The organism is Bradyrhizobium sp. cir1, assembly GCF_014198245.1.
In the GTDB taxonomy this organism is placed as follows: Bacteria; Pseudomonadota; Alphaproteobacteria; order Rhizobiales; family Xanthobacteraceae; genus Bradyrhizobium.
In genome coordinates, this window is the sequence record NZ_JACIHE010000001.1 from 645,159 (window position 1) to 658,641 (window position 13,483).

The window sequence follows — 13,483 nt, forward strand, 5'->3', positions numbered from 1 at the left end:
GGCCAAGCCGGGCGTTTTTCGTTTCAGGACTCGCCGAAGCGCTACGATGGCAGTTCGTCATCACCGAGCGGCGCGACGTCGCGCGCGGCGATCTGGCGGAGCTGATCGTAGAGATCGGGTGCCTCGCTGGTACAGAGGCAGACGCCTGTTGCGGAAGGTCCCTCGCCCGCATTGAGGTAGGCGTGGCCCATGGTGCTGTCGAGGTAGATGCCGTCGCCCTCGCCCAAGATCTCCGGCGCGTAGAACTCGGTGTGGACGGCGACACGTCCGCGCGTCACCACAAAATACTCCTCGCCGCCATGACGCAGCAGCGGGCCGAACTCCTCCAGCGAGCGCGCGCGGACCTCGGCCACGATCGGCACCATGCGTTTGCCGATCAAATCGGTGCATTGATAGGTGTAGGTGTAGAACTTGGTGGTGATCACCTGCCCCTGCCCGGCCCGGCTGATGCTCCGCCGCGCGGTGACCGGCCGCCCCTGCGCGGGCGCCGCGACCGCCGGATTGAACAGCTCGGCGATCTCCATCTTCAGGCCCGAGGTGAGCTGGAGCAGCTTGTCGTAGGTCAGCGACATCAGGCCGTTCTCGACCTTGGACAGCGTCGAGAGCGCCATTCCGGTCCGCTCCGCCACCTGCTTGAGCGTCAGGCCGCGCGCCTGGCGGGCTGCCTTGAGGCACTGGCCGAGCTGCGAATTGGCCCCTTCGGGCGTCGTGATCTCGCTCATACTGGAATGCTAGCATGACCAGGGAAAAATAGTTGATCGATCGGCCTAATCTTTTCGACCGATACACTCCAGATCGGCCCTATTTGGTGCCGACTGGGGCAGGCCCAAGCCACCATTGGCGCACGAAATGGCTCGGTTGACGATTATTGGTGCGTCGCTTCCGCTTTCCGATATGCTAAATCGTTTTCATAATCTGAAAGGGAGCGGGCGTTGTCCGAACTGTGCGACTCCAGTGCCGTTGAGCTGCGCCGCCTGCTGGCTACGCGGACGATCTCGCCTGTCGAGCTGCTCGACGCCTGCCTGTCGCGCATCGCCACCGTCAATGGCGCCGTCAACGCCGTCGTGACGCTGGATGAGCCCGGCGCGCGCGCCGCCGCGAAAGAGGCCGAGGCGGCGATCCTGCGCGGCGAGGATCGCGGCGCACTGCACGGGCTTCCGGTCCTGATCAAGGACACCCAGGACACCGCCGGGATGCGCTCCACCTATGGCAGCCCGCTGCTGCGCGACAACGTGCCGGCCGCCGATCAGGGCTCGGTCGCTCGCATCCGCGCAGCCGGCGCCATCATCTTCGGGAAGACCAACACGCCGGAATGGGCAGCCGGCGGCAACACCCGCAATCCCGTGTTCGGCGCCACCGGCAATCCGTTCGATCCCATGCGTTCGGCGGCGGGCTCGTCCGGCGGCTCGGCGGTGGCGCTCGCCTGTGGCATGGCCCCGCTCGCCTCGGGCTCCGACACCGGCGGCAGCCTGCGCAATCCGGCCGGCTTCTCCGGCATCGTCGGCATGCGTCCGTCCTACGGACTCGTCCCAAGTGAAAAGCGCATCTTCGGCTGGTCGAGCCTGTCAACCGACGGGCCGATGGCGCGCAACGTCGCCGACACCGCGCTGATGCTGTCGGTGATGGCGAGCGACGATGCCCGCGATCCGCTCGCCTACACCCTGCCTGGCGAACCGGTGCGCGCGCGCGCCGAGCGCTGGGCCGCGCCGCGCCCCGCCGACCTCGGCAAGCTGCGTCTTGCCTTCACCGAAGACTTCGGCTTCGCACCGACCGAGCAGGCGATCCGCCGCGTGTTCCGCAATCGCGTCAGCAAGCTCGCGCCGCTGTTCGCCGAAAGCCGTGAGGCGAGCCCCGACTGCTCTGGCGCGGATGACGCCTTCGCCGTGCTACGCGCCGGCATGTTCCTGGCGACGCATGGCAAGAACTATAAAGAACGCCCCGACATGCTCGGTCCGAACGTCCGTGCCAATGTCGAGGAAGGCCTCGGCTACACGCTCGAGGACCACGCCCGCGCCGCAACGACGCAGACGCGGATCTATCGCGCCTACCAGACCTTCTTCGCCAATTGCGACGTGCTGGTCAGCCCGACCATCACGCTCAGCCCGCGGCCGTGGTCGGAGCTCTATCCCGCCGAGATCGACGGCGTGCCGACCAAATCCTATTTCCACTGGCTCGCGCTCGCTTATGCCGTGACGCTCGCGGGGCATCCCGCGATCAGCATTCCGCTCGGTCTCGATGAGGCCGGCCTGCCGTTCGGCCTGCAGATCGTCGGCCCGCGCGGCGGCGATGCCATCGTGCTTTCGGTCGCCGCAAGCATCGAGGCGGCGTTCGCGAACGATGCGCAATTGTGCCGGCCCGTGCCCGACCTCGCGCGGCTCGCCGCGGCGCCGCCGCTGTCGGCCGCGCCCGATTTTCTCACCTGGGAATGACCCGGGACTGACAGGAGACTTCTTCCGATGCAAAGCGCGATCGTTCTCGGCGGTGGCATGGTCGGTGTGGGTGCGGCGCTGCATCTGCAGCGGCGCGGCTGGGCCGTCACGCTGGTCGACCGCAGGGAGCCGGGCCGCGAGACCAGCTACGGCAATGCCGGCATGATCCAGGCCGAAGCGGTTCGTCCCTATCCGATGCCGCGCGATCTTGCCTCGCTCGTAAAGATCGCAACCGGCCGCACCAACGACGTGCGCTACAGCCTGTCCTCGCTCCATCGCCACATCGAGCCGCTACTCCGCTACTGGTGGCATTCGGCGCCGAAACGGCATCGCGAAGCGATCGTGGGCTGGGCGCGCCTGATCGGCTACGCCACGAGCGAGCACGACGTCCTCATTCGCGAGGCCCACGCCGACAATCTGATCCGCCGCGCCGGCTACCGCGCGCTGTACCGCGATGCCGCCGCCCTGGAGCACTCGATCAAGGACGCGGAACAAGACCAGCGCGAATTCGGTGTGAACTTTCGCGTGTTGTCAGGCAGCGAATTGACAAAGGCCGAGCCGATCCTGCGCGACGATCTGCCCGGCGCGATCCATTGGCTCGACACCTGGACCGTGTCCGATCCGGGCGCGCTGGTCACGGCCTATGCCGAGCTGTTCGTGCGTCTCGGCGGCAGGATCGTGCTGGGTGATGCGCAGTCGCTACGGCAGACCGCGAGCGGCTGGTCGGTCGACACCGATCAGGGGCGCATCGATGCCGCCCATGCCGTCGTGACACTCGGGCCGTGGTCACCCGATCTGTTGTACAAGTTCGGCTATCGCATCCCGCTGGTGCGCAAGCGCGGCTATCACATGCATTACAGCGGCGGCGCCTCGCTCGATCTGCCGTTGGTCGACAAGGGCGGCGGCTACGCCATGGGCCCGATGGCCAAGGGCATCCGCATCACCACCGGCGCCGAGCTAACGGGACCGGACGCGCTCGCTACCCCAGTGCAGCTCGCCAGCGCCGAAGCCTCCGCGCGCGAACTGATCGATCTCGGCAAGCGCGTCGAGCCCGATCCGTGGTTCGGCACCCGCCCCTGCACGCCCGACATGCTGCCGGTGCTCGGACAGGCCCCGCGCCATCCCGGGCTCTGGATGAATTTCGGTCACGGTCACCAGGGTTTTACGCTGGGGCCTGCGACCGGGCGCCTGCTCGCCGAGATCATGAGCGGCGAGACGCCGTCGATCGATCCCGCGCCGTACCGGCCGGAGCGGTTCTAAATTCCTCGAAATCACCGAAGGAAGCGGCCGACCATTTTGGCTGGTTCGCGGCCGTCGACGTTCCGACCTCGAGCGCGAAGACGCGTGCTGCTCTCGACTGGGAGCCCAAAGAAAAAGGGCTGATCGAGGATCTCGACCAGCCCTATTACTTCAACGTCTGACAGCGCAGCTCGCGCTGCCGGATCCGGATCAGTCGGTCGTGATCGCCGTTTCCATATCGGTCGGATCGATCTGCTTGGAGAGGTTGGCGTTGAGCTTGTCGCGGTCGAGCTCACCCTCCCACCAGGCGACGATCACGCAGGCGACGCCGTTGCCGCACAGATTGGTCAGCGCGCGGCACTCGCTCATGAACTTGTCGATGCCGAGCACGATCGCCATGCCCGGCACGAGGCGCGGGTCGACCACCGCGAGCGTTGCCGCCAGCGTGATGAATCCCGCACCCGTGATGCCGGAGGCGCCCTTCGAGGTCAGCATCGCCACCACCAGGATGGTCAGCTGCTGGCCGAAGGTGAGATCGACACCGAGCGCCTGGGCGATGAACAGCGTCGCCAGCGTCATGTAGATGTTGGTGCCGTCGAGGTTGAACGAATAGCCCGTGGGCACCACGAGGCCGACCACCGACTTCGAGCAGCCGAGCCGCTCCAGCTTCTCCATCAAGGACGGCAGCGCGCTTTCCGACGAGGAGGTGCCGAGCACGATCAGCAGCTCGTCCTTGATGTAGGCCAGGAACTTGAAGATCGAGAACCCCGCCAGGCGCGCGATGATGCCGAGCACGACGAACACGAACAGCGCAGCCGTGACGTAGAACGTCGCGATCAGGCCGATCAGGTTGAGGATCGCGCCGGTGCCGAACTTGCCGATGGTGTAGGCCATCGCACCGAACGCGCCGATCGGCGCCGCGCGCATCACGATCGAGATGACGCCGAACACCGCATGCGCGGCGTCGTCGATGAAGCTGCGGATGGTGTGGCCGCGCTCACCCAGGCTCATGATGGCGAAGCCGAACAGCACCGAGAACAGCAGCACCTGAAGGATCTCGCCTTGCGCGAAGGCGCCGACCACGGTGTCCGGAATGATGTGCAGCACGAAGTCGACGGACTTCTGGCCGGCGGCCTGCTTGGCGTAATTCGCAACGGCCGCCTCGCTCGCCGCCGCATTGCCGAAGCCTGCGCCCGGCCTGACGAGATTGCCGACGATGAGACCGATCACCAGCGCGAAGGTTGAGACGACCTCGAAATAGACCAGCGCCTTGACGCCGATGCGCCCGACCTTCTTGGCGTCCTGGATGTGGGCGATGCCGGAGACAACGGTGCAGAAGATGATCGGGGCGATCACCATCTTGATCAGCTTGATGAAGCCGTCGCCCATCGCCTTGATCCACTCGTTGGTGGCGAACGATGGCCAGAGCCAGCCGACGATCGCGCCGAGCACGATGGCGATCAGCACCTGGACATAGAGAATCTTGTACCACGGCTTGGCTGCGGCCGGCGCTGCCGGCGCCGTCGCCATCGTTGTCGTCGTCATCGTTTCACTCCCCCTCAAACATTGGGGCCAGCCAAGATCAACTTGGCCGGCCCTGTCAATTGGAACCGCTCGTGATTGCGCGTCTTACCCGCGACGGTCGACGAGCCGGCGCACCGCCGGCGTCAGCGTCGCGCCCAGCGCGTTCTTGACCAGGGACGCCGCAATGAACGGCGCAAGGCCGACCTGCCAGGCCTTGGCCACGCCAAGACCGAGGCCGAAGGCCAGCCAGCCGAAGCCAGCGGCCAGAATGATAACGTGACCGACGGCCATCGCGGCAAACAGCAGCACCACGCTGCGATCCCAGCCGCGCTCGGCAAGCCAGCCGGTCACGAAAGCAGCGAGCACGAAGCCGAACAGATAGCCCGCAGTCGGGCCGACCAGCGGTGCAATCCCACCCACGGGACCGGCGAACACCGGCAGGCCAAGCGCCCCCTCGGCGAGGTAGGCAATCATGGTTGCGCTGCCAAGGCGCCAGCCATAGGCGGCGCCGATCATCAGCACCACCAGCGTCTGCAGCGTCATCGGCACGTAAGGCAGCGGCAGGTTCACCTTGGCCGACAGCGCCATCAGCGCGGTGCCGAGCGCGACCAGCACGACGGCGCGCAGTGCCCCGACGGTTTCGCCCGGACGGGTCGGCCACATCAATGCGGCGAGAGGAGAATGCGTGGCGGCGGTGGGCGCGGAACGGTCAGACAAGTTGCACTCCGGAAGGCTGGCGAAAACTGGCGGCTATTTAAGCCAGTGAGCGATCCGGTCAACTGCCTCCCGCATCTCTTCTGCCGAACGGGCATAAGAGAACCGTATGAATGAACGGCCATGGATGGGATCGAAATCGAGGCCGGGCGTCGCCGCAACGCGCGCCTGTTCCAGCATCTGCTTGGCGAACTCGAAACTGTCCGAGGTGAAATCGGAGACGTCGGCATAGAGATAGAACGCTCCGTCGGCCGGCAGGAACCTGGTGAGGCCCGCTTTGGGCAGTCCCTCGATCAGAATGCGCCGGTTTTCCTGATAGCCGTGCTTGATCTCCTCCATCTCGGCCGTGCCGTCGAAGGCAGCCTCGGCGGCGATCTGTGACAGCGCGGGCACCGAGATCGACAGGTTCTGCTGCAGCCGCTCGATCGGGCGCACCAGGATCTCGGGCACCACCATCCAGCCGACGCGCCAGCCCGTCATGCAAAAATACTTCGAGAACGAGTTGATCACGAGTGCGTGGTCCGACAGCGCCGCCGCCGTCACCGCCGGAAACGCATAGTCCAGCCCGTGATAGATCTCATCGGAGATGAAGCGGATCCTGGCGTCTTCCGCCGCCGCGATCAGGCCGGAGAGCGCGGCGCGGGACATCATAGTTCCCGTCGGATTGGCCGGACTGCCGACCAGCACGCCCTTCAGCGGCGCCTTGCGATGGGCGTCAAGCAGCGCCTCGCCGGTGAGCGCGTGGCGCGTCTCGTTCGTGGTCTCGATCAGCACCGGCTCGCAGCCGAGCGCGGTCAGGATGTGACGGTATGGCGGATAGCCCGGCACCGTCACGGCGATGCGGTCCCCGGGCTCGAACATCGACAGGAACGCGAGGATGAAGCCGCCGGACGAGCCCGTCGTCACCACGATCCGCTCGGGGCTGACGTCGCAACCATGGACGTCGCGATAGTGCCGCGCGATCCGCTGGCGCAAGGAGGGGATGCCGAGCGCGGAGGTATAATCGATCCGGCCGGCCTCGAGCGCGGCATGGGCGGCCGCGATCGCGGATTTCGGCGCCCCGGCCGCGGGCTGGCCAACCTCCATGTGGATGACATGGCCGCCGGCGGCCTCGATTCGGGCCGCGGCGGCCATCACGTCCATCACCATGAACGGGGGAACATCACTGCGGCGGGAGGGCTCGAGCCACTGCCCCAACCGGTTCCTCAATGTCGCATCCTGCATCGATTTCTGCTATTTCGCTGGCGGACCGGTCCGTCCGGTCCTTAGAAACGGGGCGCTTGCGCCCCAGACTGGCCGCATTGTACGGCTCATAAGGGGTACGGCTCATAGGCCATATCGCGTATCCGGTCCGCCGCCAATCGCCAAAACCAATCACGAAAACTGCTTTCCAAGTCCCAAGGTCCCTTTGCCGAGACCGTTTGACCAAGACCGCCTGATGTTGCTCCAGACCGCATTGCGCAAGAAGGCCTCCGCCCTCACCGCCCTCGTCACGGCTGCGGCGATCGCAATGATGCCGCTCCCGGCGGCTCGTGCGCAGAGCAAGGGGCCGCCGATCCTGCGCGATACCGAGACCGAACAGCTCCTGCGCGAATATACCCGCCCGATCCTGCGCGTTGCCGGTCTGGAAAAGCAGAACATCCAGATGGTGATCATCAACGACGGCTCGTTCAACGCGTTCGTCGCGGACGGCCGCCGCATCTTCGTCAATTGGGGCGCGATCCTCCAGTCGGAGACGCCGAACCAGATCATCGGCGTGCTCGCGCACGAGACCGGGCATCTGGCCGGCGGCCATCTGTCCAAGCTGCGCGAGCAACTCGCCAACGCGCAGACCCAGATGATCATCGCGATGCTGCTCGGCGCCGGCGCGATCGCCGCCGGCAGCACCCGCAGTTCCAGCAGCGCCGGCAACAACGGCCTTGCCAATGCGGGCGCGGCCGCGATCGCCGGACCGCAGGAGATGATCCGCCGCACGCTGCTGTCCTACCAGCGCCAGCAGGAGGAGAACGCCGACCGTGCCGGCGTGAAATTCCTGACCGCGACCCAGCAGTCGCCGAAAGGCATGTACGAGACCTTCAAGCGCTTCACCAGCGAGAGCCTGTTCGCCGCGCGCGGCGCCGATCCCTATCTCCAGTCGCATCCGATGCCCGCCGAGCGCGTCGCGGCGCTGCAGGAGTTCGCCAGCAGCAGTCCCTATTGGGACAAGAAGGACGATCCCGCGCTCCAGCTCCGCCACGACATGGTGCGCGCCAAGATCTCGGCCTTCATGGAACGGCCGGAGACGGTGTATCGCCGCTATCCGCAGACCAACGACAGCATGCCGGCGCGCTATGCCCGGGCCATCAGCACCTATCTGCACGGCGATCTGCGCAGCGCGCTCGCCCAGATCGATGCGCTGATTCAGGTCCAGCCCAACAACCCGTACTTCTACGAGGTGCGCGGCCAAGCGCTGCTCGAAAGCGGCAAGGCCGCCGAGGCCATCGCCCCCCTGCGCAAGGCGTTACAGCTCTCCAACAACGCGCCCCTCATCGAGATGTTACTTGGGCAGGCTCTGGTTGGAACCGATAATAAAGCCTACACGGACGATGCCGTTCGGATTCTCCGGGCCGCGGTGGCGCGGGAGCCCGAGGCAGTGCTCGGCTATACCCAGCTCGCGATGGCCTATGGCCGGAAGGGCGACTATGCCGAGGCGGATCTCGCCTCGGCGCAGGCCGCTTACTTGCGCGGCGACAACAAGACCGCCCGCGAGCTCGCAACGCGCGCGAAAACCCGTTTCGCCGTCGGCACGCCCGGATGGGTCAAGGCCGACGACATCGTGGCGGCCAAGCCGCCGCGCAACTAGAGCATGATCCGGAAAAGTGCGAAGCGGTTTTCCGAAAAGATCATGCTCAAACGAAGACCTTAAGTGCGATAACGATTCAGTCGAATCTCATCGCACCTTAACGACAAACTAGAACGACGCCTTAAGACCACGACGTCACGACACCGAGCTTTGAGTCCGCCGGGACGTTTTCCGAAACCTGCTTTGGATAAGAGGATTTGCCTATGCCTTCGCTGCGCCTGCTTGCCCCCGCGCTGTTTGCGCTCGCCATGTTCGGCGCAGCCGCGCCCGCGTCGGCCGACAGCTTCTCCGATGCCCAGCGCACCGACATCGAGGCGATCATCAAGAACTATCTCGTCACCCACCCGGAGGTGCTCGAGGAAGCGATGACCGAGCTCAGCAAGCGGCAGGCCGCGGCCGAGACGCAGAAGCACGAAGCCAGCATCGCGCAGAATGCGGAGGCGATCTTCAACTCGCCGCGCCAGGTCGTGCTCGGCAACAAGGACGGCGACGTCACCTTCGTCGAGTTCTTCGACTACAATTGCGGCTATTGCAAACGCGCCATGGGCGACATGCTCGACCTCATGAAGAGCGATCCGAAGCTGAAGGTGGTGCTGAAGGAGTTTCCGGTGCTGAGCCAGGGCTCGGTGGAAGCGGCGCAGGTCGCCGTCGCCGTGCGCATGCAGGATCCCTCGGGCAAGAAGTATCTCGACTTCCACCAGAAGCTGCTCGGCGGCCGCGGCGCGGCCGACAAGGCGCGCGCCATGCAAGCGGCCAAGGAGGCCGGCCTCGACACCGCGAAGATCGAGAAGGACCTCGCCAGCCCCGAGGTGCGCGCCACCATCGAGGAGAACTTCAAGCTTGCGGAGGCGATGGGCATGAACGGCACGCCGAGCTACGTGATCGGCAAGCAGATCGTGATCGGCGCGATCGGCGTCGAAGGCCTCAGGGAAAAGATCGGCGTTGCCCGCTGCGGCAAGGCGACCTGCTGATCGACACGACATTGCGTTGAAAGAGGCCGGCTCCCAGCCGGCCTCTTTTTTTGCGCGGGTTCGGACGCAGTTTGTCGCGATCCGGGCGAGACCGTTCATCCGGCGTTCAACAAACAAAGCTCGTCGGAACCTCCTGGAGTTCGGAACGACCGCGCTCTCCTTTCGTTGTCGGCGCGGGCAATGACGCAAAGAAATCACGTGAGGAGAGCTTCAAATGACTAATCGCTTTTTGGTCTCGGTTGCAGCCTTGGCGCTGATCGCCGGCACCGGTTTCGCCAACGCGCAAGGAACCGGAACCAAGGACTACGGGAGTGGCCAGCAGACCCAGCACAGCACGCAGCCTTCTGGCGAGCGCAGCGGCTCCATGGGCAAGCAAGAGTCCATGGACAAGCAAGACAAGCATGACAAGGGAACGGTCGGTCAGGCCGGCGGCATGAAGGATCAGCCGAGCAAGGATCAGCCGAGCGCTCATGACAAGTCGACTCAGTCCGACAAGATGAACAAGGACCAGCCGGGTGCGACGCGTGAGAAGTCGACGCAGTCGGAGAAGTCGTCGACGGTCGGCCAGAGCCCGCGGAGCGACGAGAAGTCCAAGGGTAGCATGAGCAAGGAAACCGAGACCAAGGGCACCAAGGACATGAAGGCCCAAGGTCAGGAAGACCGCAGCGGTATGAATGCGCCTGGCCACCAGGGTTCGCAAACCCAGACCCAGACCCAGACCGGGACCGAGCGGTCGCAGACGACGACCGGCCAGGCTGGCGCGGCCGCCAAGCTCTCGACCGAGCAGCGCACGCAGATCACCTCGGTGATCCGCGAGGAGAAGGTGGCGCCCGTGACCAATGTGAACTTCAACATTGCGGTCGGCACCCGCATTCCGCGCGAGGGCATCGAGCTGCACGCCCTGCCGTCCCGCGTCGTGACGATCTATCCGGAGTGGCGGACGTACAAGTACGTCCTGGTCCGCGAGCAGATCGTGATCATCGATCCGAACACCTACGAGATCGTCGCGGTTCTCGAGGTCTAGGGCTGATGACAACAATCTCGGGGGCGGGCAGCGATGCCCGCCCCTTCAGCCTTTGGCCGGCAGCCATGCTTTGGACTGGTTAACAAGCAATTTCCGTAGCTTCCACACAGATTTTTGCACCCCGAATGAGGTGCCTGAAGGCTTCTCGGAGGTCCTTCAAGGCTTCCCCTAGGACGCTTTGTTACCTATAACCCCGCCACGCCGAAGCACCTCTTCCGGGATTGGAATGGCACAACCTGCAACCGACACGATCCTCGTTCTCAACGGGCCGAACCTCAACATGTTGGGGACGCGCGAGCCCGAGAAGTATGGTCATGCGACACTGGCCGACGTCGAGGCGCTGTGCCGAGAGACGGCGGCGACGTTCGGCCTCAAGGCCGACTGCCGCCAGTCCAACCGCGAGGGCGAGCTGATCGACTTCATCCACGAGGCGCATGCGCGCAAGATGAAGGGCATCATCATCAATGCCGGCGGCTATTCGCACACCTCGATCGCGCTGCACGACGCGCTGCTCGCGGTGCAGATCCCGACGGTCGAGGTCCACGTGACCAACATCCACGCCCGCGAGAGCTTCCGTCACCACTCCTACACCGCGCGCGCGGCCTTCGCCTCGCTGTGCGGTTTCGGCATCGAGGGCTACCGCCTCGCCATCCAGGGCCTTGCCGCCAAGCTCGGCATCAAGCCCAAAGCCTGACGCTCCCTTCCAACAGAACATTCGGATCAAACAACATGGCGCGCCAGCCAGACGACAAAGCAGCCACAAAGTTTTCCAGTGAGGATTCCGCGCTCGTCCGCGAGCTCGCCCTTCTGCTCGACGAAACCAGCCTCACCGAGATCGAGATCGAGCGCGCGGGGCTGCGCCTGCGCGTCGCCCGAAACATCAGCGTCGCCGCGACCATGCCGATGCCGATGGCAGCCGCTCCCGCCGCCCTGCCCGTGGCATCAAGCACCGCCGCGCCGGCCGCTGCCGGCGCCGACCTGTCGAAGCATCCCGGCGCGGTGACCTCGCCGATGGTCGGCACCGCCTATTGGGCGCCGGAGCCCGGTGCCAAGCCGTTCATCGACGTCGGCACCAAGGTCTCGGTCGGCCAGACGCTGCTGATCATCGAAGCCATGAAGACCATGAACCAGATCCCCTCGCCGCGCGCCGGCACGGTGACGCAGATCCTGGTCGAGGACGGCCAGCCGGTCGAGTACGGCGAGCCGCTCGTCATCATCGAGTAATTGTTGAGGGCGCCAGCCGCCCTCGCCGCTTTTCGCGCGCCAGTCCCTCAAGGGCACCATGTTCGACAAGATCCTCATAGCCAACCGCGGCGAGATCGCCCTTCGCATCCTCAGGGCCTGCAAGGAGCTCGGGATCGCGACCGTCGCCGTGCACTCGACCGCCGACGCCGACGCCATGCATGTGCGCCTGTCGGACGAGAGCGTCTGCATCGGGCCGCCGGCGTCCAAGGACAGCTATCTCAACGTGCCCGCGCTGCTCGCGGCCTGCGAGATCACCGGCGCCGATGCCGTGCATCCCGGCTACGGCTTCCTGTCCGAGAACGCGCGCTTCGCGGAAATCCTCAGCGAGCACAATCTGCATTTCATCGGCCCGAAGGCCGAGCACATCCGCCTGATGGGCGACAAGATCGAGGCCAAGAAGACCGCCAAGCGGCTCGGCATCCCCGTGGTGCCCGGCTCCGACGGCGCGGTCGGCCCCGACGATGACGCGATGGCGATCGCGAAGAAGATCGGCTTTCCCGTGCTGGTGAAGGCGGCGGCGGGCGGCGGCGGCCGCGGCATGAAGGTCGCGCACACTGAGGCCGACCTCCAGCTGGCGCTGACGACGGCGGCCAACGAGGCCAGATCCGCCTTCGGCGACGCCTCGGTGTACCTGGAAAAATACCTCCAGAAGCCGCGCCATATCGAGATCCAGATCCTCGGCGACGGCCGCGGCGGCGCGATCCATCTCGGCGAGCGCGACTGCTCGCTGCAGCGCCGCCACCAGAAGGTCTGGGAGGAAGGCCCCTCGCCCGTGCTGGCCGCCGCCGCGCGCGCCAAGATCGGCGAGACCTGCGCGAAAGCGATGCGCGAGATGAAATATCTCGGCGTCGGCACCATCGAGTTCCTGTTCGAGGACGGCGAGTTCTACTTCATCGAGATGAACACGCGCATCCAGGTCGAGCATCCCGTCACCGAGAGCATCACCGACATCGACCTGGTGCTGGAGCAGATCCGCATCGCCGCCGGCGGCGACCTGCCGGCGAAGCAGGAGGAAATCCAGGTCATCGGCCACGCGATCGAGTGCCGCATCAATGCCGAGAACCCGCAGACCTTCCGCCCCTCGCCCGGCCGGATCCAGCAATATCATCCGCCCGGCGGGCTCGGCGTCCGGATCGATTCAGCCGTCTATCAGGGCTACACGATCCCGCCTTATTACGACTCGCTCGTCGGCAAGCTGATCGTGCACGGCAAGACGCGCGCCGAATGCCTGATGCGGCTGCGCCGGGCGCTGGACGAAATGGTGGTCGAAGGCATCGAGACCACGCTGCCGCTGTTCCGTGCCCTGGTGCGCGAGGACGACATCATCAACGGCGACTACCACATCCACTGGCTGGAACAGTATCTGGCCGGTAAGGAACCCGCCCCCAAATAAATCCCGCACCACCGGGAACCCGTTGCCTTCGCGGGCGTTTTGAGCAGCTGGGAGCTGTTCGAAGAAGGGGCGTTAGAATTCCATTGGTCCGCGCGAGGCGAC

At 65.5% G+C, this 13,483-nt stretch carries 12 protein-coding genes; 8 read left to right on the forward strand and 4 right to left on the reverse strand.

The window, feature by feature from the left end:
* Positions 1–41: 41 nt before the first annotated feature.
* A complete protein-coding gene (locus tag GGD63_RS03085; protein ID WP_183239411.1) occupies positions 42–722 on the reverse strand; it encodes a helix-turn-helix domain-containing protein in 681 nt (226 codons plus the stop codon).
* Positions 723–932: 210 nt separating this feature from the next.
* Here GGD63_RS03085 and GGD63_RS03090 point away from each other — a divergent pair, with 210 nt between their 5' ends.
* Both GGD63_RS03090 and GGD63_RS03095 read left to right on the forward strand, forming a co-directional pair.
* Positions 933–2,429 (forward strand): amidase, encoded by a 1,497-nt coding sequence (locus GGD63_RS03090; protein WP_183239412.1) that lies wholly within the window; start codon positions 933–935, stop codon positions 2,427–2,429.
* 27 nt (positions 2,430–2,456) lie between these two features.
* On the forward strand, positions 2,457–3,689 hold the full coding sequence (locus GGD63_RS03095) for an FAD-binding oxidoreductase (RefSeq protein WP_183239413.1): 1,233 nt from the start codon (positions 2,457–2,459) through the stop codon (positions 3,687–3,689).
* A 189-nt stretch (positions 3,690–3,878) separates the two neighbouring features.
* Here GGD63_RS03095 and GGD63_RS03100 read toward each other — a convergent pair whose 3' ends face one another.
* From GGD63_RS03100 to GGD63_RS03110, 3 genes are all read right to left on the reverse strand, one after another.
* Complete coding sequence (locus GGD63_RS03100; protein ID WP_183239414.1) at positions 3,879–5,213, reverse strand: dicarboxylate/amino acid:cation symporter; 1,335 nt, start codon at positions 5,211–5,213, stop codon at positions 3,879–3,881.
* An 84-nt stretch (positions 5,214–5,297) separates the two neighbouring features.
* A complete protein-coding gene (locus GGD63_RS03105; RefSeq protein ID WP_183239689.1) occupies positions 5,298–5,855 on the reverse strand; it encodes a biotin transporter BioY in 558 nt (185 codons plus the stop codon).
* Between the two features lie 87 nt (positions 5,856–5,942).
* On the reverse strand, positions 5,943–7,130 hold the full coding sequence (locus tag GGD63_RS03110) for a pyridoxal phosphate-dependent aminotransferase (protein WP_183239415.1): 1,188 nt from the start codon (positions 7,128–7,130) through the stop codon (positions 5,943–5,945).
* Positions 7,131–7,344: 214 nt separating this feature from the next.
* On the opposite strand from GGD63_RS03110, the gene GGD63_RS03115 reads away from it, so the two are divergent.
* The 6 genes from GGD63_RS03115 (at position 7,345) to accC (ending at position 13,381) form a co-directional block, all read left to right on the forward strand.
* Positions 7,345–8,748: a M48 family metalloprotease gene (locus GGD63_RS03115; RefSeq protein ID WP_183239416.1), complete on the forward strand. Its 1,404-nt coding sequence runs from the start codon at positions 7,345–7,347 to the stop codon at positions 8,746–8,748.
* A 203-nt stretch (positions 8,749–8,951) separates the two neighbouring features.
* Positions 8,952–9,719: a DsbA family protein gene (locus tag GGD63_RS03120; protein ID WP_183239417.1), complete on the forward strand. Its 768-nt coding sequence runs from the start codon at positions 8,952–8,954 to the stop codon at positions 9,717–9,719.
* Positions 9,720–9,933: 214 nt separating this feature from the next.
* A complete protein-coding gene (locus tag GGD63_RS03125; RefSeq protein ID WP_183239418.1) occupies positions 9,934–10,743 on the forward strand; it encodes a DUF1236 domain-containing protein in 810 nt (269 codons plus the stop codon).
* Between the two features lie 226 nt (positions 10,744–10,969).
* A complete protein-coding gene (gene aroQ / locus GGD63_RS03130; RefSeq protein ID WP_183239419.1) occupies positions 10,970–11,437 on the forward strand; it encodes a type II 3-dehydroquinate dehydratase in 468 nt (155 codons plus the stop codon).
* 35 nt (positions 11,438–11,472) lie between these two features.
* Positions 11,473–11,967, forward strand: coding sequence for an acetyl-CoA carboxylase biotin carboxyl carrier protein (gene accB, locus GGD63_RS03135; protein WP_183239420.1), 495 nt, complete (start codon positions 11,473–11,475; stop codon positions 11,965–11,967).
* 58 nt (positions 11,968–12,025) lie between these two features.
* Positions 12,026–13,381, forward strand: coding sequence for an acetyl-CoA carboxylase biotin carboxylase subunit (accC, locus tag GGD63_RS03140; protein WP_183239421.1), 1,356 nt, complete (start codon positions 12,026–12,028; stop codon positions 13,379–13,381).
* Positions 13,382–13,483 lie beyond the last annotated feature (102 nt).